The organism is Pseudomonas sp. SMN11, assembly GCF_052041945.1.
Taxonomy (GTDB): domain Bacteria; phylum Pseudomonadota; class Gammaproteobacteria; order Pseudomonadales; family Pseudomonadaceae; genus Aquipseudomonas.
The window spans coordinates 27,883-48,589 of sequence record NZ_JBKGGW010000022.1; the positions used below are offsets into that span (position 1 = coordinate 27,883).

The following is a 20,707-nucleotide window of genomic DNA, read 5'->3' on the forward strand; positions in this document are numbered from 1 at the left end:
GGCACTTGTGGCAGCAAACGGTAGTGTGCGAGCGACCAGGCGCATTCTGAAACCGACGTGGTATCAACGCCCAAATGCTGGGTCAATGGCGCTTGAGCACCCCCAGATGCGCATCATCCATCAACGCCTTGGCCATCTCGCACAGGTAATGCGAGGCCCAGACCAGCGCGGGTTCGTCGTCCATCACGCCGATGAAGGAGGCGCGGCGCGAGCAGTCCATCAGTACAGAGGGCTGTGCCATGGCGTAGTCGCAACAGTTGCCGGGTTCTACGCGGAACAGGCGCTTGCCTTTGGCCACGCCCTCCAGGCAGGTGGCCGAGCCGACGGTGACGCCAAGCCTGGCGGAGGTTTCGGGCTGTTGCTTATCCATTCTCAATCCCCTTGAAAACGCTGATATCAAGCCATTGCGCGGTCTTTGTGGGAGCGGCCTTGTGTCGCGAAAGGGTCGCGAAGCGGCCCCCGGATCTTGGCGCTGTCGCTACTATTGCCGGGGCTGCTTTGCAGCCCTTTCGCGACACAAGGCCGCTCCCACAAAGACCGCGCTGGCCTCAGGTTCCGATCATTACTTGAATGTCAGTGCAGCGTGTGCACCTGCCGAGGCCTCTGTAGCTGCACCTGCGCGATCGCCGACTCCAGCAACGCGCGCACCGCCTCCATTTCCTGGATCGTCGACAGCGTCATGACGGTGACGGGTAACTTGGGCAGCGTGGTGATGGCCTGCCGGGCTGTGGCGAGGCCGCGGAGCAGGAACTCGGTAGCCTCGACCAGCGTGTCTTCGAGGTAGTGGGAAGTTTTGTTAAGACTTTTTCCATTTTTCGTTAACGTAATTTTCACGCCCCGCTCTCTAGCCTCTCAGCCTTTCCGGCAGCCCGCCCCTTCTGGCTGCCGCCATGGTTCTACGAGGCACACGTGGCAAACACCGCATCCCCATCCGCGCCCAAGCGCGTGGACTGGGCCGGCCTGGGCTGGCTCCTGCTGTTCTTCTGGTACTTCTCCGGCGTCACCCAGGCGCTTCTGCTGTTCAGTGGCACCACCGGCTTCGCCGGTTTCCGCGATGCCCTGTTTCTCAGCACCCTGTGGCTCGTCCCGGTCCTGCTGCTGCCACGCCTCACGCGCACCCTCGCCGCCGTCATCGGCGTGGTGCTGTGGGCCGCCTCGCTGGTGGGTTTGAGCTACTTCGGCATCTACCACCAGGAATTCTCGCAAAGCGTCATCTTCGTGATGTTCGAGTCGAACACCGCCGAAGCGGGCGAATACTTCAGCCAGTACTTCAGCATTGGCCTGATGCTTGGCCTGCTGGCCTACACCGTGGGCGCCGTGCTGCTCTGGACCCGCGTGCGCCCGGTCACCCTGCGCCTGCGCAGCCGTATCCCGGTGGTGGTGGTGTTGCTGGTCGCCAACCTGGTGCTGCCGTTCTACAAGCAGATGGTCACCCAGGAACGCAACTTCGCCGATGCCATGGAGAAGGTCCAGCAGCGCATGGAACCGGCCGTGCCGTGGCAGCTGGTGGTCGGCTACCGCCAATACCTGCAGCAGCTGAACAACATGCAGAACCTGCTGGCCCAGAACGCCGCCCTGCCGCCCCTGCAGAACCTTCAGGACAGCAGTGGCGAAGCGCCGCGCACGCTGGTGCTGGTGCTGGGTGAATCGACCACCCGCGAGCACATGCACCTGTACGGCTACAACCGCGACACCACCCCCAACCTGGATGCCCTGGCCGCCGACAAGAACCTGACCGTGTTCCAGAACGTGGTCACCCCGCGCCCCTACACCATCGAGGTGATGCAGCAGATCCTCACCTTCGGTGACGAAGAACACCCCGACCGCTTCCTCACCGACCCGTCGCTGATCAACCTGATGAAACAGGCAGGCTACAAGACCTTCTGGATCACCAACCAGCAGACCATGACCAAGCGCAACACCATGCTCACCACCTTCTCGCAGCAGACGGACGAGCCGGTGTATCTGAACAATCAGCGCAACCAGAACGCCAGCCAGTACGACGAAGTGGTGCTGCCGCCGTTCGAGAAGGCCCTGAAGGACCCGGCGCCGAAGAAGTTCATCATCGTCCACCTGCTGGGCACCCACATGGACTACCGCTACCGCTACCCGGATGCCTATCAGCACTTCACTGATCGCAAGGGTGCACCGGCTGCGCTGACCGATGACCAGGTGGAAACCTACAACTTCTACGACAACGCGGTGCGCTACAACGACTTCGTGGTGTCGAGCCTGATCAAGCAGTATTCGGCAGCCACGCCCAACGGCTTCCTGCTGTACCTGTCCGACCACGGCGAAGATGTGTACAGCTCCGGCAACCACGACCGCCTGGGCCGCAACGAAGGCGCGCCGACCCGGCCGATGTACACCGTGCCGTTCCTGCTGTGGACCTCACCGAGCTGGCAAGCGGAGCACCCACGCGACCTGCAGTCGATGGCCAACCGCCCCTACAGCAGCTCGCACCTGATTCACACGCTGTCGGATCTGGCAGGCTTGAGCTACGACAAGTACGAGCCGGCCAAGAGCCTGGTGAACGCGCAGTTCGCGCCAACGCCACGCTGGATTGGCGACCCGTACCGCAAGGATGGGTTGCATGAGTTCGACCTGTTGCCGCAGGACAAGGCGGAGCAGGTTCAGCAGACCGCGGCCAACGAGCAGAAGTAGCTCGCGGACGGATACTGACGTCTGAAAGCCGATGGCGATATCTCTGATCGCGCCATCGGCTTTTTTGCTTGTCGGCCGCTGCGCTATGCGCGCAAGCGGCTTTAATTGGAATTGAAACAGCGTCTGAACGCACGGCGGGGACATGCATCATGGGCGAACTCGAAACACTCAACCGCTCCCTCTTCCTGCTGATCAACGGCGGCGGTGATACGCCGCAGTGGCTGGTCCTGCTCGCCATCGGCATTGCCAAGGGGCTGATCTTTCTGCTGCCCGTGTTGATGCTGGGGTTCTGGCTGTGGGGGCACCGTGGGGAACGCAGGCTGGTACTCAAGGCGACCCTGGTTACGGTGATTGCGTTGGTCGTCAATCAGCTCATCTGGGCTGCCTGGCCGCATCCACGGCCGTTCATGATCGGGTTGGGGCATAACTGGATGCTGCATGCGCCGGATTCGTCATTTCCCAGCGATCATATGACCGTGTTTGCCTGCATGGGCTTGACCTTGCTGCTGGATGGGTTGTCTGGGTGGGGTGTGGTCATTCTGCTGACCGGGCTCAGTGTCGCCTGGGCGCGTGTCTTCCTCGGCGTACACTTTCCGCTCGATATGGTGGGAGCGGTGATTGTTTCGTTCTTGGTTTACTCTGGATTTTCACCGATCTGGAAACGTATTGGCCCGCGTATCACTGACGGGGTGGAGCGCCATTATCGCAACGTTTTGGCAATGCCAATACGGGCGGGGTGGGTACGAAGTTAAGATTGAACCTAGGCGATGATTCGCGGCGGCATGCTGCAGGCTAGATACCCCGGTAAAATGCACAGACCGCTGACAGGTACCAATTTTGCACCACTATCCCATCCCTAAACGACCGTGCGGTAACAAACGACCAAAACCAGGCATCCAGTTGCGCCTAGGGACCTTAGGTCGTTGATTCTCGATCTTTAGCAGGTATGACAGACACTTCGTTTTTGCGAACGCCTTGTGGGGAAAGCATGGAGATTCGCCGCTTCAGAACTGGGGATGAGATTGCGCTGTTCGACGTCTTCTACTCTTCCATTCATGAGATCGCGTCACGTGATTACGCTCGCGATCAAGTCGAGGCTTGGGCTCCTGCCGATCTTGATCAAACGCTATGGGCGGAGCACCTTCGAAACCTCCGCCCGTTCGTGGCTGAGGTATACGGCAAAATTGTGGGCTATGCCGACATTCAACCGAACGGTTATATCGACCATTTTTTTGTGTCGGGTACTCACCCTCGGCAAGGAATAGGCACTTTACTCATGAATCGTATCCATGAAGAAGCAAGGTTACTTGGCATCGATGAACTTACTTCAGACGTCAGCAAGACGGCTGAAGCGTTCTTTGAACAGCACGGTTTTCATGTCGTGCGGCGAGGATTTCCAATCCGCCGGGGCGTAACGCTTCAGAATGCATTGATGCAAAAAAACTTAAAATGTGGCGCATGAATGCCCGGGGCGTACCAGCGACCACTTCGTGTAGGTTGCTGCTAATCACGCGAAATCTTCAGCCCTTTCTGTGATGGATTGGACCTACTAGCGACGCATTCGTCTCTCTGAATGGCAATCTACTCCCCGCTCGCCAAGACCATATGCCCCACCGTCACAACCCAGGACAGCAACGGTTCAGGCGTCGACATTGAGATCGCATTGTGTAAACCAATTCAGTCTCTCGTCGCTTCGCCCAGCTTGAGCCACCTGCTTTCAGGCGAACATCTGGTCTTCTTGGTAGACTAGGACACCTTTTTCTTGAGTCGGATATGGACGGTATTGATGACCGTACCAACGGCCACTTCCCTTGCTCTGACCATTGCCATGATTTTCGGTGACACAGGCGTGAATGACTGTCACACCAAAGCGCCTCAAAAACCCGGTAAATCGTACAAACATGCGTAGACCAGAATGCCTTTAGAATCAGCCTCAAAGCCACAAACCACGCGCCATGAGCCGTCCCGCCGCTTCAGCGTGGCCCCCATGATGGACTGGACGGACCGTCATTGCCGGTTCTTCCTGCGCCTGCTCTCCAAGCAAACCCTGCTCTACACCGAAATGGTCACCACCGGCGCCCTCCTCCACAACGACGCCCACCGTTTCCTGCGCCACGACGTCTCCGAGCACCCGCTGGCCCTGCAGCTGGGCGGCAGCGTGCCGGCCGACCTGGCCGCCTGCGCCAAACTGGCCGAGGAAGCCGGCTACGACGAGGTCAACCTCAACGTCGGCTGCCCGAGCGACCGGGTGCAGAACAACATGATCGGCGCCTGCCTGATGGCCCATCCGGCACTGGTGGCCGATTGCGTGAAGGCCATGCAGGATGCGGTATCCACGCCAGTGACGGTGAAGCACCGCATCGGCATCAATGGCCGCGACAGTTATGCCGAGCTGTGCGATTTTGTTGGTCAGGTGCGTGAGGCCGGTTGCCGGAGCTTTACCGTGCATGCGCGCATCGCGATTCTCGAGGGGCTGTCGCCGAAGGAAAACCGCGAGATCCCGCCGCTGCGGTATGACGTGGCCGCGCGGTTGAAAGCGGACTTCCCGGACCTGGAGATCGTGCTCAACGGCGGGATCAAGACCCTGGCAGAATGCCAGACGCACCTTGAGACCTTCGATGGCGTGATGCTGGGACGTGAGGCGTACCACAACCCTTACCTGCTGGCTGACGTGGACCAGCAGCTGTTTGCCAGCGGAGCGCCGGTGGTGAGCCGCAGCGAGGCACTGGAGCAGTTGCGGCCTTATATCGTGGCGCACATGGAAAGCGGTGGCGCGATGCATCACATCACCCGGCATATTCTGGGGCTTGGCCAGGGGTTCCCAGGGGCGCGGCGGTTCCGGCAGTTGTTGTCGGCGGATATTCACAAGGCGGCGGAGCCGCTGAAAGTGTTCGACCAGGCGGCGGAGTTGATGCAAGGGCGATGACTCTCTGGCCCGGCACCGTTCTGTAGGAGCGGCCTTGTGTCGCGAAAGGGCCGCAAAGCGGCCCCTCATGCATAGATTGCCGGGGCTGCTTTGCAGCCCTTTCGCGACACAAGGCCGCTCCTACACGGGATGCGCACCACATCGGGAGTGGCTTGGGGAACCTCGCGTGCGCTGCTGACTCGAATCATCACCTTCGGCAATTCTGCCCTGCCCCACTGGCCTCTTGAGCGCCCGTCGGGCCTCGGGTAATGTCGAGTAAATGCACAGGACAGAGCACGCCCATGACCTCCAAGCTGGAACAACTCAAGCAGTTCACCACCGTGGTTGCCGACACCGGGGACCTGGATGCCATCACCCGCCTCAAGCCGGTCGATGCCACCACCAACCCGTCGCTGCTGCTCAAGGCCGCCGCCATGCCGGGCTATGCCGAGCTGCTCAGGCAGGTGAAGGCCGATGCCAAGGGCAATGTCGACCTGGCCTGCGACAAGTTCGCCGTGGCCGTGGGCGCGGGCATTCTCAAGGTCATTCCGGGGCGCATTTCCACCGAGGTGGATGCTCGCCTGTCGTTCGATGAGCCAGCCCTGCTGAACAAGGCACGCCAGCTGATCGGCTTGTACGAAGCCGCCGGGGTGTCGAAAGACCGCGTGCTGATCAAGCTGGCCTCCACCTGGGAAGGCATCCGCGCCGCCGAGAAACTGGAAAAGGAAGGCATCCAGACCAACCTGACCCTGCTGTTCTCCTTCGCCCAGGCTCAGGCCTGCGCAGATGCTGGCGTGTTCCTGATTTCGCCGTTCGTGGGCCGTATCTACGACTGGTACAAGAAGAGCACCGGCCAGGAATACGTCGGCGCCGAAGACCCGGGCGTGCAGTCGGTCACGCGCATCTACAACTACTACAAGGCCAATGGCTACGACACTGTGGTCATGGGCGCCAGCTTCCGCAATCTCGGCCAGATCGAACAGCTGGCCGGCTGCGATCGCCTGACCATCAGCCCGGACCTGCTGGACAAGCTGGGCAGCGACCAGGGCGAGCTGCCGCGGATTCTCAAACCGGGCAATGCCGGTGAAGCCAAGCAGGTACTGAACGAAAGCCAGTTCCGCTGGGCGATGAACGAAGATGCCATGGGCACCGAGAAGCTGGCCGAAGGCATTCGCCAGTTTGCCCGGGATCAGGAAAAACTCGAGAAGTTGATGGCTGAAAAAGCCTGATACATCTACGGTTTGCCAGACGGGCGGGAAATGTTCAGCATTTTCCGCCCGTTTTGTTTCAGCGGGTTATGAACGCGTTCTGAACTCAAAGGCAAAATGACCTCATCCCCATTGCCCCTCGTACTCGCCGGCCCGGTTCTGCGCCGCCTGGAGCCGCAAAGGCTGGCCATCTGGCTGGTCGGCAGCCAACCCCTGCAGCCCGAATTCATCCTCGACGGCACTGCCAAGGTCGATTGCCAGGTCGTTGCTGTCGGCCAGCACGCCTTCATTCACCTGCTGGACATTCACTTCGCAGAGCCTCTGCCATGCAACGTCGCCATCGAGTATGACCTGCTGCTCGACGGCCAGGGCATCGCTGGCTGGGCGCCGCACTTGCTCTACCCTGGCAGGCATCGCCCCAGTCTGGTGCTGCGCGACCGCCTGGACCAGTTGCTGCACGGGTCCTGTCGCAAACCGCATCACCCGGCCGCCGACGGCCTGCTCTGCGCCGACCGCTTGCTACAGACCTGCCAACGACCGGACGACCGCCCCGCCGTGCTGTTGATGACCGGCGACCAGGTTTATGCCGACGACGTCGCCGGCCCGATGCTGCGTGCCATCCATTCGCTGATCGAACGCCTGGGGCTGTTCGACGAAGCGCTGGATGGCGCGGTGGTCGCCGACAGCCAGGCGCTCTACCGGCATCCGGCCAGCTACTACCACCGCGCCGACCTGCTTCCCGCCCAGGCACGCAACGAATCCCTGCGCGAACGCTTCTTTGGCGGCAAGCGCAAGCCGATATTCTCCTCCAGCAATGCCGACAACCACCTGGTGACCTTCGCCGAAGTCATGGCCATGTATCTGCTGGTGTGGGCTCCCGCGCCCTGGCGCCTGGTGAAGCTGGACATGCCTGCCGGTCTGAGCCAGCAGGACCATGCACGCTATCGCGAGGAACTGCCGCTGATCGAGGCCTTCGCCGCCAGCCTGGGCGACGTGGCACGGGTGATGGCCCACCTGCCCTGCCTGATGATCTTCGACGACCACGACATCACCGACGACTGGAACCTCTCCGCGCAGTGGGAGGAAACCGCCTATGGCCACCCCTTCTCGCGGCGAATCATCGGCAATGCGTTGCTGGGCTACCTGCTGTGCCAGGCCTGGGGCAACGACCCGGATGCCTGCAACACACTGGTTGGCCAGTGCCAAACGCTAACCCGGCAGCAGGATGAGCTGATCGGCGAGCTGTTGCGCTTCCAGGGCTGGCAGTACAGCCTGCCCAGCGAGCCGCCGCTGCTGGTGCTGGACACCCGCACGCGCCGCTGGCGTAGCGAGAGCGACCTGGGCAAGCCGTCCGGCCTGCTCGACTGGGAAGCGCTGTGCGAGCTGCAGCAGGCACTGCTGGACCACCCCTCGGCAATCATCGTGTCACCGGCACCGATCTTTGGCGTCAAGCTGATCGAGACCGTGCAGAAGGTATTCAGCTGGCTGGGCTACCCGTTGCTGATGGATGCCGAGAACTGGATGGCCCACCGTGGCGCGGCGCAGGTGATCCTGAACATCTTCCGCCATTCGCGCACGCCGGGGCACTACGTGATTCTCTCGGGCGATGTGCACTATTCGTTCGTCTACGAGGTGCTGATCCGCCACCGCCAGCGCAGCCCGCATCTGTGGCAGGTGACCAGCAGCGGGATCAAGAACGAGTTCCCACGGCGCTTGCTGGACGTGCTGGACAGGCTCAACCGCTGGCTGTATTCGCCACGCTCACCACTGAACTGGTTCACCAAGCGCCGGCAGATGGAGGTGGTGCCACGCACACCCAGTCGCAGCAAGGCCGGGGAACGGCTGTGCAATGGGGCGGGGTTGGGGCAGGTGCTGTTCGATGAGCAAGGGCGGCCGGCGCGGGTGTTCCAGCTGAGTGCGGATGGCAGTGAGGCGACCGAGTTTGCGCAGCGAGAGTGACTGGCCTAGTGGCGTTGTGGAGGCCTTGCTGGCCTCTTCGCGGCTGAAGCCGCTCCCACAGGGATATCACCCGTCTTGAAGCCTGTGCTGTACCTGTGGGAGCGGCTTTAGCCGCGAAGAGGCCGGCACAGGCTGAAGATCAGGTACGCTCCAGCGCATTCACCAGGTCATGGAAGGCTTCGCGGTTGGAGTCATTGAGCCCCATGAGAATCTTGTGCGCTTCCAGCACCTTGGAACGCACCACATCCTCGTTCTGATCCTGCGACGGCAGGTCGGTCAGGCACTCGGGGCGCGGCACCGGGCGGTCGACGATGTTGAACACCTGGTCGAAGCCCATGGATTGCAGCAGGCGCGAAATGTCCGGGTTGGTGGTAACCACGGTCGGCAACAGCCCCACCTTCTGCCGCGACAAGATCGACAGCTTGGCCAGCAGGCCCAAGGTGGTGCTGTCGATGCTCTCGGTCTCGGTCAGGTCGATGACGATGGTCGAGAAGTTCAGCGCGGTGAAAATCTTCTCGATCGTCGCATCCAGCGCCGAACACAGGGTCAGGCGCACTTCACCGACGAATTTCAGTACAAAGGTACCGCTCTGCTCGGCGAACTGGATTCTACCGGTACTCATTGAAGGTTCCTGCTCAACACCAATAGGGCGATATCATCCGGCATCTCCCCAAGCGTAGCCAATCCAAATCGTTGGCGCAGCCCATCCAGGCTACCACCCGCTGCATTGACGATCTCCGGCAAGGCAGCTTCTTTATCTTTGAGCGTATGCCCGGGCAAAAGGTCCAGAATGCCATCGGACATCAGGCTCAGGCTGAACTGTGGCGGCAACTCGATCACCAGGTCCTGGTAGGTCGCCTCGTCGAACAGCCCAACCGGCAGGCCGCGGCCTTCCAGGTAGCGGGCCTGGCCCGGGGTATACAGCACCGGCAGCGGCAGGTGGCCGCCCACGGCATAGGTCAGCAGGCCGGTTTCTTCGTCGATCACGCCACCGACCATGGTCACATGCTTGCCCAGCTTGCAGTTGATCAGGCCGCGGTTGATGTGGCTGAGCACTTCCGAAGGCTTGAACTCGCGCAGCTTGCTGCTGCGCTTGAATTCGAACAACAGCCGCGTGGTCATGAACTTCAGCAACACCGTGACGAACGCCGACGACGCACCGTGCCCGGAGACATCGGCCAGGTAGAAGGCAATGCGCCGCTCATCCACGCGGAAGTAGTCGGCGAAATCGCCCGACAGGTACAGCGACGGAATGATCTGGTGCTCGAAGGTGAACTCGCCAAGCTTCCAGGGGCTTTCCGGCAGCATGTTCATCTGCACCTGGCGACCAGCGGTCTGGTCCTCCTGCAACAGGTGCAAGCTGGCTTCCAGTTCCCGGTTGGCCGCTTCCAGCTTGTCGCGGTAGCGCTGGTTTTCCAGCACCAGACGCGAACGGTCGAGCGCCCGGCGCACCGAGTGTTCGAGCACGGCCAGGTCTTCCAGCGGCTTGATCAGGTAGTCGGCAGCGCCCAGGCGCAAGGCCTCGACCGCGTCGCTCATTACGCCGGCACCCGATACCACGATCACCGGCAACTGCGGTGCGCGCTCGCTGATCTGGCGGATCAGTTCGAGGCCGCCCATCTGCGGCATGCGCAGATCGCAGATCACGAGGTCGGGCTGGTGTTCTTCGAAGACCTGGAGCCCCTGCTGGCCATTACCGGCCTGGAGGACGCTGAAGCCACTGTCTTCCAGATAGGCGGCGAGGCTCGCACGGACCACGTCGTCATCATCGATGATCAGCAGCGTTGCACTGATTTTCTGCATGTGGGCGAACGGCGCCGATTTGGGTGGGTGCAGGGGCGTCGGCAAGGCTGACATCCAACTGCTGGAATACTCTGTGGTAACGCTCTACTTGAGTTGTAGGCCAAGAACGCGGCCCAGGCAACCAGTCGAGATACCTCGTAAGGCGCAGACGGTACTCCCATCCGCCAGGCGTTTCAAGCATACGTCGGTCGAGTACGCTGCTCTTTACAGGGTAAATCACCGAGAGTTATAAAAACGCCAACCAGTACAACCTATTGGGAAGGATGCAGCATGCCTCATACGCCCTCCAGCCACAGCGAGAAACGCGATTTCATCCGCATGCGCATCGACACCGAGGTCAGCCTGCTGCATGAGGGGCAGGTCATCGCGGCGGTGTGCCTGGACCTTTCCAGCGGCGGCATGCAGGTGCAGGCGCCGCAGCAATTCAAGGTCGGTGACCACCTGGAGGTGCGCATCGACTCCGATCACCCGGCACTCAAGGGCCTGCACGCCAGCACCGAGGTGGTGTGGATCGCCGATCAACCCAGTGGGCAGCAGAAACTCGGCTTGCGCATCCTGGCCATGCATTGAGCTGTAACAAAAATGGCGACCCGAAGGTCGCCGTTTTCATGCCTGCAAGGATCAGAAGTCGTCTTCGACTTCGCCATCCTTGACCTTGAATTCGCGGTTCTGCAGGTAGGCATTGCGGATGAAGATGTACTTGTCACCCTGGATAAGCTTTTCTGCCGACAGCAGGCTGGCCCGGGTGTCCACCACGTTCAGGGCGAAGATCGAGTTACGCACCGGCACATCGTTGATGTAACGGTAGGGTTCGGTGTAGCTGTCCGGGTACTTGGCCAGACCGTCACGCACGGTGCTCGGGCCGAGCAGCGGGATCACGACGTACGGACCGCTGGGCACGCCCCAGTGACCGAGGGTCTGCCCGAAGTCTTCGTCGTTGCGCTGCAGGCCCATCTTGGTGCCGACGTCGAAGAAGCCGCCAAGGCCGAACACGGTGTTGACGATCAGCCGCGCGGTATCCACGCCCGCTGCATGGGGCTTGAATTGCAGCACGTCGTTGGCCAGGTTGGTGACATCACCGACGTTGTTGAACATGTTGTGGATGCCATCCTGCAAGAACTGCGGGGTGACCCACTGGTAGCCCTTGGCCAATGGTTTGAGGCCATAGGTGTCGATCGTATCGTTGAAACGGAAAATCGGTCGGTTGACCGCTTCCCAAGGATCTTCCTCGGTGGCGGCCTGAGTGGCTGCCATGGGCGCCAGCAGCAAGCTGGCGCAGACAAAGGCCTGGGTGACTCGCTCGATCACACCGGCACCGATCCTACGCATAGATGTTTCTCCATCGAAATTCTCGGCCGCAAGCACAACGGGTGCGCTGCTGTACCGCGGCAGTATAGAGCCTTGCAGGCTGATAAACAGCTTTACACATTTTTGCTCAATAAATTGTGAACAACTGTTGCCCGTCACAGCACGGTAACAATCGTCGAATAGCCTGCGGATTATTTCAGGGACGTTACCATGCTCGCTGCACCCGCCATTACCGCTGTGCTGTTCGGCCTGCGCGGTTGCCTTGTCCAGGCCACCGACGGCAGCCCCCTGCCCGCCCCTGGCGCCCTCGAAACGCTGGCCGGCCTGCGCCATGCGCAGGTGCCGTGCATCTGGCTGGACGACCTGAGCAGCCTGCAGAGCAGGCGCCTGGCCACCGTGCTGCCAGACTGGCTGCCGGGCCACTCGGTCAACGGCGTGCGCTGGCCGGCGCCGAATGCCTGCTGGCAGGCCTTGATGAGCCTGGACAGCGAACGCCTGGAAGGTTGCGTGCTGGTCAGCGGTGAGCCCAAGCTCTTGCAGTCAGGCCTCAACGCCGGCTTGTGGACAGTGGGCCTGGCAGCCTGCAGCCCGTCGTGCGACCTCTCCTCCAGGCAATGGCAGGCCATGACCCAGCAAGAGCAGGATCTGGCCCGCGGCAAGGCCACGCTGGCCCTGTTCAGCCTGGGCGTGCATTCGGTGATCGACCACCTCGATGAACTGGACACCTGCCTTGCCGACATCGCCCTGCGCTGCAGCAAGGGCGAAAAACCCTGACACAGCCCCATTGATGCGGATCATGCAAAGCGCCAGCGAGTGGATTACGCTAGAGACAGGCGAGAACCTTTGCCGCTTCGCTGAGGTCCATGCCTTGCCAAGCCATTGATGGAGAACAGCCAATGCCTGCCCGCGAATTGCAAGAGCGCTTGAACAGCCTGCGCGAGCAACTGGACCGCAACGTACCGCTTACGGAGGAAGAACTGGCCGCCCTGCACGAAGAGGCCAGGCAGATCGAAGCGCAGTTGAAGCTCGAGGAAGCCACACCGGACAACAACGTGGTCGACGGGGTGAACCTGGCGATCGAACGCTTCGAGGCCGACCACCCGGATTTGACCGCCACCCTGCGCAGCATTGCCAACTCGCTGCACAGCATGGGTATCTGAAACGACTGGGGCCGCTTTGCGGCCCCAGCTACATGGAACTTACTGGCGAACCAAGCGCAGATTCGCCGGGCTGATCGCCCCGGTGCTGCGGTATGGGTTGATATCCAGCCCGCCACGACGCACATACCTCGCATACACGGTCAGGTGCTCAGGCTGCAGCAGGTTCTTCAAGTCCAGGTAGATCCGCTCCACGCACTGCTCATGGAAGTCGGCGTGCTGGCGGAAGCTGATCAGGTAGGTCAGCAGGCTGGCATGGTCCAGCGCCCTGCCCCTGTACTCCACCACCACGCTCCCCCAGTCTGGCTGGCCGGTCACCGGGCAGTTGGATTTGAGCAAGTGGCTATGCACGGTCTCTTCGACCATGCGCTCCGGGTTGCAGTTCAGCAGTTCAGGTTGCGGCTGCTCGTAGTTGTCGATCGCCACATCCAGCGCATCGATGCACTGCCCAGGCAAGGCAACCACGCCCTGCGCCTCCACTTCCGCCAAGTTACGCACCTGCACACCGACCGGCTTGCCAGCGGCCACCGAAAGGTCCTTCACCAGGCACGCCTGCAGCTCGCCGATCGAGGCGAACTTGGTCTGGTTCAACGAGTTCAGGTAGAGCTTGAAGGACTTCGACTCGATGATGTTCGGCGAATCGGCCGGAATGGCGAATTCACCGATGGCCACCACCGGCTTGCCCGAGGGCAGCAACCACGACAGCTCGAAGCAGTTCCAGTAGTCCACGCCCTGCCACGGCAAGGTCTGGGCAGTCACGCCCAGCTCAGCCCACTTGGCCGTACGCGGGATCGGGAACAGCAACGAAGGCGTGTAGGTGGCGATGTATTCGCTGGACTTGCCCAGCGGAGAATGTTCGGCGGCGGGATGCATGGAAACTGACCTGGAGGTTCGAAATTGCCCCTAGTCTACCGGTTTTGCACCCCGCCTTGGAGTGCCAGTCACTCGATGGTCAACTCCCCGACCATACCGGCCTGATAATGCCCCGGCACGTTGCAGGCGAACTCGATCGGCGCCGACTTGCGGAAGGTCCAGGTCAGCTCGGCGCGCTGGCCAGGCTGCACCAGCACGGTATTGCCGCCGTCGTGGCCATGGGCACCGTGATCCATCGGTTTGGCGGGCGCATGGGCCATCTGCGAATGGTCCATGCCCTCATGCTGCATGGCGGCGTTGTACATCTTGCCCTGCATGGCGATCATTTCTTTCTGGTGTTCGGCATGCATGGCCTTGTCACCGAGGTTGAACTCATGGAGCAGCTTGCCCTCGTTGATCACCACGAAACGCACGGTCTCGCCCGCCTTCACATGCAGGTTCTTGGGCTCGAAGGCGATGTCCTTGAGTACCACTTCGACGGTACGGGTGGCATTGGCTGCCTGAGCGGGCTCGCCGAATGCGAAGGTTTTCGCTTCGCCAGCCAAGGTGGGCAAGCTGACCAAGGCTAGCGCGGCGGCGATGAACAGGTGTTTCATGATGACTCCGAAAATCACAGCGGGACGAGACCACTCTAGAAAGGCACAGCTGGCGGTTAGCTGACAGGAAGATTACAACTTTGTCAGCTTGGGCGAGCAGGCACATCGTCACGTATCATTTCAGCCATCACCCGACCCTGTGGGAGCTCCATGAAACTGCTGATCGTCGAAGACCAGGCCCGCACTGGCCAGTACCTCAGCCAAGGCCTGAGCGAAGCCGGCTTTGCCACCGAACTGGCTACCGACGGCGAGACCGGCCAGTACCTGGCCCTGACTGGCGACCACGACCTGCTGATCCTCGACGTGATGCTGCCTGGGCGTGACGGCTGGCAGATTCTGCAGGCCGTGCGCACTGCCGGGCTGGATACCCCGGTGCTGTTCCTCACCGCCCGCGATGCCGTCGAAGACCGCGTGCACGGCCTGGAGCTGGGCGCCGACGATTACCTGGTCAAGCCCTTCGCCTTCTCCGAACTGCTGGCCCGGGTACGTAGTCTGCTACGTCGCGGCGCCAGCCCCAGCCAGGACACCACCCTGACCCTGGCCGACTTGCGCCTGGACCTGATCCGCCGTCGCGCCGAACGGGCCGGTACACGCATCGACCTGACTGCCAAGGAGTTCGCCCTGCTCGAACTGCTGCTGCGCCGCCAGGGCGAGGTGCTGCCCAAGTCGCTGATTGCCTCGCAAGTGTGGGACATGAACTTCGACAGCGACACCAACGTGATCGAAGTGGCGGTACGCCGCCTGCGCCTGAAGATCGACGACCCGCACCCGAACAAGCTGATCCATACCGTGCGCGGCATGGGCTACGTGCTCGAAGAGCGCCAGGACTGATGCGCCGGCTTTCCCTCGGCACGCGCCTGGCGCTGCTGTTTGCCGCCTGTACCGCTACCGTGTCGCTGGGCGCAGGGCTACTGTTCAACCGTGCCAGCGAACAGCATTTCGTGGAACTGGACCAGCAACTGCTGGAATCGCGCCTGTCACTGTTTCGCAGTCAGCTCGCTGGCCTGAAGGGCCCTGACGACCTGCAAAGCCGCTTGCCAGCCCTGCGCAACGAGCTCAGCCACCAGGCTGACCTGGCGCTGCGCATCGACGGCCACGACGGCGCGATCTGGTTTGCCAGCCGCGACGGCCTGCCAGGCATTCCGTCAACGCCCGGGCTGACGACCCTGCACGCAGACGGCGTCGATTATCGCAGCCTGGCAGTGCCCGCGGACGATCAGACGGCTGCGCAACTGACGCTGTTTCTCGATATCACCCATCACCAGCACTTCCTGCAAGGCATGCAGCGCCTGATCTGGCTCACCGTCGGGCTGTCGGCCCTGGCCACTGCGCTGCTAGGTGCCTGGGCAGCGCGCAGCGGCCTGCGCCCCTTGCGCCAGATGGGCCAAGTGGCCGCCAGCGTGTCAGCGCGTTCACTGACCACGCGCCTGTCGGTGGCGCAAATGCCTGAGGAGCTGGCGGAACTGGCCACCACCGTGAACGCCATGCTGCAACGCCTGGACGACGCCTTTCAGCGCCTGTCGGCGTTCTCCGCCGACATCGCCCACGAGCTGCGCACGCCGCTGTCCAACCTACTGACCCACACCCAGGTCACCCTCACCCGCCCGCGCAGCCTGGAGGAATACCGCGAGGCACTGCATGGCAACCTCGAGGAACTGCAGTGGATGGCGCAGATGATCAACGACATGCTGTTCCTCGCCAAGGCCGACCACGGCCTGCTGGTGCCGGGGCAGGCGGCGCTGGCCTTGCACGATGAAGTGGACGCGCTGCTGGAGTATTACGCGCCGTTGGCAGAGGACAATGAGGTGCAATTGATACGCGAAGGCGAGGTGGTCTTGCAGGGGGACCGGCATATGCTGCGCCGCGCCCTGTCCAACCTGCTCGACAACGCCCTGCGCTTTACGCCGGCGGGCGGGCAAATACGGGTGACGCTGGAGCCGGGGTTGCGGATCTGCGTGGCCAATACCGGAGCGGCAATCGAAGCGGCGGCGTTACCGCGCCTGTTTGATCGCTTCTACCGGGTAGACCCGGCGCGGCGGGAAGGGAGCAGTGAGCATGCGGGGTTGGGGTTGGCGATTACCCGGTCGATCGTGCAGGCCCATGGCGGGAGTATTCGGGCGGAATGTCAGGACGGTTGGACGCGTTTCGTGATGGAACTGCCTGAAACTCGGTGAAATTGGGGCTGCTTTGCAGCCCTTTCGCGACACAAGGCCGCTCCTACAGGGGAATGCATAACCTGTAGGAGCGGCCTTGTGTCGCGAAAGGCGCGCAAAGCGCCCCCAAGATCTCAAGCAAACATCAAACTGCCAGGCCAATCGCCGGCTGAACCTGCGATGCCCGATACGCCGGATAGATGGTCGCCAGGAAGCTCATCACCAGCCCCGCAGCACAGATCATCAGCACATCCCCACCCTGCAGTTCGGACGGCAAGCTGCTGACGAAGTAGACATCGGAAGTGAAGATGTGCTGCCCGCTCACCCGCTCCAGCCAGCCAACGATCTGGCTGACATTGAGCGCAGCGATCACCCCGAGCACGCCGCCGATCAAGGTGCCGACAATGCCGATCAGGCTGCCCTGGACCATGAACGTACCCATGATCTGCGCTGGCGTGGCGCCCAGGGTCCGGAGGATGGCGATGTCCGGTCCCTTGTCGTTCACCACCATCACCAGGGTGGCAATGATGTTGAATGCCGCCACCGCGATGATCATCAGCAGCAACAGGCCGATCATGGTCTTTTCCATCTTCATCGCGCTGAACAGGCTGCCCTGGGTGTGCGACCAGTCATCGGCACGGTAGCCATCGCCCAAGCCGGCAGCAATCGCCTTGGACACCTGCGGCGCTGCATACAGGTCATGCAGCTTCAGGCGCACGCCTTGTACCTGGCCAGGCGCCCAGCGCTGCATTTCGCCGGCATCGGCCACATGCATATAGGCCTGCGAACCGTCCAGCTCGGCACCGACCTTGAAGATGCCGACCACAGTCAGGCGCTGCATGCGCGGGGTGATACCGCCAGGTTCCTTGCTGATTTCCGGCACGATCAGGGTCAGCTTGTCGCCAGTATTGAGGCGGAAGCGCCGTGCGGTCAGTTCGCCGATGACCACGCCGTACTCGCCCGGCTGCAGGTCTTGCAGGCGGCCCTGGACGATATGCTGGCCGACGATCGAGACCTTGTCTTCCTCGGCCGGGTCGATGCCGCTGACCTGGATCGGCTGCATCGCCCCCTTGTACGAAAGCATGCCCTCCATCTCGGTGATCGGCGCCGCGGCCATCACGGCCGGGTTCTGCATCGCTGCGTCGGCAGCCTTGCGCCAGTCGTCCAGTGGCTGCACGCCAAGGATCGAGGCATGCGGCACCAGGCCGAGAATGCGCGAGCTCATTTCACGCTGGAAGCCGTTCATCACCGACAGCACCACGATCATCGCCAGCACGCCCAGCGACAGGCCGATCATCGAGGTCATCGAAATGAACGAGATGAAGTGGTTGCGGCGCTTGGCCCGGGTGTAGCGCGCGCCGATGAAGATGGGCAAGGGTCTGAACATGTTGGAAACACCCAATTAAAACGGGAAAACGGGGCGGCATCGCCACCCCGTGCACTCGGTCAGATCGCCACCAGGCGGCCGTCGTCGAGTTTCAGTACGCGGTCCATCTGGCGTGCCAGGTTGAGGTCGTGGGTCACCACCAGGAAGGCGGTACGCGACGCACTGGACAGCTCCTGCATCAGTTCCTGGATGCCCTGGGCGGTGTGGTGGTCGAGGTTGCCGGTCGGCTCGTCGAGCATCACCAGGCCCGGGCGGTTGACCAATGCACGGGCGATCGCCACCCGCTGGCGCTCGCCACCGGACAGCTCGGCCGGCTTGTGGTGCAGGCGATGGCCCAGGCCGACCCGCTTGAGCAGCGCCTCGGCACGCTCACGGGCCTCCGGGATGGCGGTGCGACCGATCAGCAGCGGCATGCACACGTTCTCCATGGCGGTGAACTCTGGCAACAGGTGGTGGAACTGGTAGACGAAGCCCAGCTCGCGGTTGCGCAGCAGGCCGCGGGCGCGCTCGCCGAGGGCCGACAGCTCTTCCCCGGCCAGCCACACGCTGCCCTGGGTCGGCCGGTCGAGGCCGCCGAGCAGGTTGAGCAAGGTACTCTTGCCAGAACCGGAGCTGCCGACGATGGCCACGCGCTCACCGGCATGCAGCTCCAGGTTGAGCCCGGACAGCACCTGCACCGACTCCGGGCCCTCGTCGTAGGACTTGCCCAGGTTACGGCAACTCAGAACGGCTTTATCACTCATGCGCGACTCACTCATAACGTAGCGCCTCTGCAGGCTGGGTGCGGGCCGCACGCCAGGCCGGGTACAGGGTGGCGAAGAAACTCAGGACCAGCGCCGCACCGCAGACCATGTACACGTCCTGGGCCTGGATCTGCGACGGCAGGTAATCGATGAAATACACATCGGCGTTGAGGAACTTGTGCCCGATCAGCGTCTCGATGCCGGCGATCACCGCACTCACGTTCAGCGCCGCGACGATCCCGACCACGGCGCCGATCAGCGTGCCGATCACCCCGATCACCGTGCCCTGGACCATGAAGATCAGCATGATCTGCCCGGGCGTGGCGCCCAGGGTACGGAGAATGGCGATGTCACCGCGCTTGTCGTTGACTACCATCACCAGGGTGGAAATGATGTTGAATGCCGCCACCGCGACGATCAGCAGCAACAGCAGGCCGATCATGGCCTTTTCCATGCGGATCGCCTGGTACAGGTTGCCGTGGGTACGGGTCCAGTCGCGGCTGTAGTACTCCTGGTCGCCCAGCTGCTGGGCGATGCTCCAGGCCACTCGCGGCGCCTGGAACAGGTCGTCGAACTTCAGGCGCAGGCCCTGCACCTGGTCCGGCTTCCAGCGGTGCAGGCGGGACAGGTCAGTGATGTTGGTCAGGCCCAGGTAACCGTCGATCTCGCCCGCGCCAACGTGGAAGGTGCCGACCACGGTAAAGCGCTTCATGCGCGGGAACATGCCGGCCGGGGTCACGCTGACCTCGGGGGCGACGAAGGTCAGCTTGTCGCCGATGGCGACGCCCAGCTTCGCCGCCGCCTTGTCGCCGATCATGATGCCCCACTCGCCGGGCGCCAGCTTGTCGAGGCTGCCTTGCTGGATGAAGTTGTCGATGATCGACACCTCGCGCTCGCGCGCCGGGTCGATGCCGTTGAGCAACACTTTCTGCACCTTGCCGTCATGGGTCAGCAGGCCCTGCATCTGTGTGTACGGGGCAACCGCCAGCACTTGCGGATTCTGCTTTACTTGTTGGGCAAGGGCAGACCAGTCGTTGATCGGCTGGCCGCTCTCAAGCGTGGCGTGGGGGATCATCCCCAGCACGCGGGTACGCATCTCGTGGTCGAAACCGTTCATGACCGAGAGCACCACGATCATCACCACCACGCCCAGGGCGAGGCCGATCATCGAGGTCAGGGAAATGAACGAGACGAAGTGGTTACGGCGCTTGGCACGGGTGTAACGCGTACCGATGAATGCGAAAAGAGGTCTGAACATGTCGGGGCTTGTTCGGATGAAAGGGAACGTCCTTGTGGCGAGGCGCCTACGGCGGCTTTACACTCGGACCACCGCCGCAACCATGGGTTCGCCATGACGACATTAGACGAAGAAGATCGCCGCGAATACTACCGCATCGAAGATCGGATCGCACTGGAAATCAGCCCCCTCAGCGCGGCCGAAGCCCTTGAAGCAGAACTGTTGCAGGATGATTCACCGCTGTTCAACCTGCTCAGCGAGCTGCACCTGTCCGACTTCGAGTCGCAGCACCTGCTGCGCCAGCTGAGCGAGAAGGACCGCACCCTGGCAGCGTTCCTGCGGGCGCAGAACAAGCGCCTCGACCTGCTCAGCGCAGTGGTCGCGCAAACCCTGCTCGGTGAAATCGGCCAACCCCAGCGGGTGATCATTTCCGAAGGCGGCATCGAGTTCGCGCAACCTCAGCAGATCGCCCCCGGCACCCGGGTGAAGGTGAAGATGGTGCTGATGCCGCGCGCCCACGGCCTGCTGCTGCGCGGCAAGGTCACCCACTGCGACCCGCGCCCGGAAGGCGATTTCGAGGTCGGCACGGAATTCACCGACATGACCGATGCCCAACGGCAACTGCTGGCCCGCTACATCCTGCAACGCCAACAGCAACAACGGCGCCAGCAGCTGGAACAAGACGGCCCCGCCTCCTGAGCCCTATTCCCCTGA

At 62.3% G+C, this 20,707-nt stretch carries 22 protein-coding genes; 12 read left to right on the forward strand and 10 right to left on the reverse strand.

Annotation, left to right across the window (positions count from 1 at the left end; all coding sequences use genetic code 11):
- Positions 1-82: 82 nt before the first annotated feature.
- Both ACLEJU_RS18145 and ACLEJU_RS18150 read right to left on the reverse strand, forming a co-directional pair.
- Positions 83-370, reverse strand: coding sequence for a DUF3077 domain-containing protein (locus tag ACLEJU_RS18145; protein ID WP_435425315.1), 288 nt, complete (start codon positions 368-370; stop codon positions 83-85).
- Positions 371-573: 203 nt separating this feature from the next.
- Positions 574-834: a hypothetical protein gene (locus tag ACLEJU_RS18150; protein WP_435425316.1), complete on the reverse strand. Its 261-nt coding sequence runs from the start codon at positions 832-834 to the stop codon at positions 574-576.
- Between the two features lie 75 nt (positions 835-909).
- On the opposite strand from ACLEJU_RS18150, the gene ACLEJU_RS18155 reads away from it, so the two are divergent.
- The 6 genes from ACLEJU_RS18155 to ACLEJU_RS18180 all read left to right on the forward strand — a co-directional run bounded on the left by ACLEJU_RS18155 (position 910) and on the right by ACLEJU_RS18180 (position 8,736).
- Positions 910-2,664: a phosphoethanolamine transferase CptA gene (locus ACLEJU_RS18155; RefSeq protein WP_435425317.1), complete on the forward strand. Its 1,755-nt coding sequence runs from the start codon at positions 910-912 to the stop codon at positions 2,662-2,664.
- 149 nt (positions 2,665-2,813) lie between these two features.
- Complete coding sequence (locus ACLEJU_RS18160) at positions 2,814-3,416, forward strand: phosphatase PAP2 family protein (RefSeq protein WP_435425318.1); 603 nt, start codon at positions 2,814-2,816, stop codon at positions 3,414-3,416.
- A gap of 236 nt (positions 3,417-3,652) precedes the next feature.
- Entirely contained in the window at positions 3,653-4,126 is a 474-nt protein-coding gene (locus ACLEJU_RS18165) for a GNAT family N-acetyltransferase (protein WP_435425319.1), read from the forward strand.
- A 453-nt stretch (positions 4,127-4,579) separates the two neighbouring features.
- A complete protein-coding gene (gene dusA / locus ACLEJU_RS18170) occupies positions 4,580-5,590 on the forward strand; it encodes a tRNA dihydrouridine(20/20a) synthase DusA (protein ID WP_435425320.1) in 1,011 nt (336 codons plus the stop codon).
- Positions 5,591-5,871: 281 nt separating this feature from the next.
- Positions 5,872-6,798, forward strand: coding sequence for a transaldolase (gene tal / locus ACLEJU_RS18175; protein WP_435424082.1), 927 nt, complete (start codon positions 5,872-5,874; stop codon positions 6,796-6,798).
- Positions 6,799-6,894: 96 nt separating this feature from the next.
- Complete coding sequence (locus tag ACLEJU_RS18180) at positions 6,895-8,736, forward strand: alkaline phosphatase D family protein (RefSeq protein WP_435424081.1); 1,842 nt, start codon at positions 6,895-6,897, stop codon at positions 8,734-8,736.
- A gap of 139 nt (positions 8,737-8,875) precedes the next feature.
- Here the strand turns inward: ACLEJU_RS18180 and rssC are convergent, their stop codons facing one another.
- Complete coding sequence (gene rssC / locus ACLEJU_RS18185) at positions 8,876-9,358, reverse strand: anti-sigma factor antagonist RssC (protein WP_027919583.1); 483 nt, start codon at positions 9,356-9,358, stop codon at positions 8,876-8,878.
- Positions 9,355-10,539, reverse strand: a complete 1,185-nt coding sequence (gene rssB / locus ACLEJU_RS18190) for a two-component system response regulator RssB (RefSeq protein WP_110632499.1) — start codon at positions 10,537-10,539, stop codon at positions 9,355-9,357. Before rssB ends, rssC begins: the two co-directional genes overlap by 4 nt.
- Before the next feature lie 270 nt (positions 10,540-10,809).
- On the opposite strand from rssB, the gene ACLEJU_RS18195 reads away from it, so the two are divergent.
- A complete protein-coding gene (locus ACLEJU_RS18195) occupies positions 10,810-11,109 on the forward strand; it encodes a PilZ domain-containing protein (protein ID WP_435424080.1) in 300 nt (99 codons plus the stop codon).
- 51 nt (positions 11,110-11,160) lie between these two features.
- On the opposite strand, the gene ACLEJU_RS18200 is transcribed toward ACLEJU_RS18195, so the two are convergent.
- On the reverse strand, positions 11,161-11,868 hold the full coding sequence (locus ACLEJU_RS18200) for an MlaA family lipoprotein (protein WP_435424079.1): 708 nt from the start codon (positions 11,866-11,868) through the stop codon (positions 11,161-11,163).
- A gap of 189 nt (positions 11,869-12,057) precedes the next feature.
- On the opposite strand from ACLEJU_RS18200, the gene ACLEJU_RS18205 reads away from it, so the two are divergent.
- Positions 12,058-12,621: a phosphonoacetaldehyde phosphonohydrolase-related protein gene (locus tag ACLEJU_RS18205; protein WP_103449839.1), complete on the forward strand. Its 564-nt coding sequence runs from the start codon at positions 12,058-12,060 to the stop codon at positions 12,619-12,621.
- 122 nt (positions 12,622-12,743) lie between these two features.
- On the forward strand, positions 12,744-13,007 hold the full coding sequence (locus ACLEJU_RS18210) for a DUF4404 family protein (RefSeq protein ID WP_435424078.1): 264 nt from the start codon (positions 12,744-12,746) through the stop codon (positions 13,005-13,007).
- A 39-nt stretch (positions 13,008-13,046) separates the two neighbouring features.
- Here the strand turns inward: ACLEJU_RS18210 and queF are convergent, their stop codons facing one another.
- Complete coding sequence (gene queF / locus ACLEJU_RS18215) at positions 13,047-13,877, reverse strand: NADPH-dependent 7-cyano-7-deazaguanine reductase QueF (protein ID WP_435424077.1); 831 nt, start codon at positions 13,875-13,877, stop codon at positions 13,047-13,049.
- Positions 13,878-13,945: 68 nt separating this feature from the next.
- Positions 13,946-14,473: a cupredoxin domain-containing protein gene (locus ACLEJU_RS18220; RefSeq protein WP_435424076.1), complete on the reverse strand. Its 528-nt coding sequence runs from the start codon at positions 14,471-14,473 to the stop codon at positions 13,946-13,948.
- A 150-nt stretch (positions 14,474-14,623) separates the two neighbouring features.
- Here ACLEJU_RS18220 and cinR point away from each other — a divergent pair, with 150 nt between their 5' ends.
- The gene (gene cinR / locus ACLEJU_RS18225; RefSeq protein ID WP_294341565.1) at positions 14,624-15,304 is read left to right on the forward strand and encodes a two-component system response regulator CinR; all 681 of its coding nucleotides are present in this window, start codon (positions 14,624-14,626) and stop codon (positions 15,302-15,304) included.
- Positions 15,304-16,647 (forward strand): heavy metal sensor histidine kinase, encoded by a 1,344-nt coding sequence (locus ACLEJU_RS18230; RefSeq protein ID WP_435424075.1) that lies wholly within the window; start codon positions 15,304-15,306, stop codon positions 16,645-16,647. Before cinR ends, ACLEJU_RS18230 begins: the two co-directional genes overlap by 1 nt.
- A gap of 124 nt (positions 16,648-16,771) precedes the next feature.
- On the opposite strand, the gene ACLEJU_RS18235 is transcribed toward ACLEJU_RS18230, so the two are convergent.
- The 3 genes from ACLEJU_RS18235 to ACLEJU_RS18245 are packed head-to-tail and all read right to left on the reverse strand — an operon-like array spanning position 16,772 to position 20,014.
- The gene (locus ACLEJU_RS18235; RefSeq protein ID WP_435424074.1) at positions 16,772-18,013 is read right to left on the reverse strand and encodes a lipoprotein-releasing ABC transporter permease subunit; all 1,242 of its coding nucleotides are present in this window, start codon (positions 18,011-18,013) and stop codon (positions 16,772-16,774) included.
- Positions 18,014-18,072: 59 nt separating this feature from the next.
- Positions 18,073-18,756, reverse strand: a complete 684-nt coding sequence (lolD, locus tag ACLEJU_RS18240) for a lipoprotein-releasing ABC transporter ATP-binding protein LolD (RefSeq protein ID WP_435424073.1) — start codon at positions 18,754-18,756, stop codon at positions 18,073-18,075.
- Positions 18,757-18,763: 7 nt separating this feature from the next.
- Positions 18,764-20,014 (reverse strand): lipoprotein-releasing ABC transporter permease subunit, encoded by a 1,251-nt coding sequence (locus ACLEJU_RS18245; protein ID WP_435424072.1) that lies wholly within the window; start codon positions 20,012-20,014, stop codon positions 18,764-18,766.
- A 93-nt stretch (positions 20,015-20,107) separates the two neighbouring features.
- On the opposite strand from ACLEJU_RS18245, the gene ACLEJU_RS18250 reads away from it, so the two are divergent.
- The gene (locus ACLEJU_RS18250; protein ID WP_435424071.1) at positions 20,108-20,692 is read left to right on the forward strand and encodes a PilZ domain-containing protein; all 585 of its coding nucleotides are present in this window, start codon (positions 20,108-20,110) and stop codon (positions 20,690-20,692) included.
- The last annotated feature ends 15 nt before the right edge of the window (positions 20,693-20,707 follow it).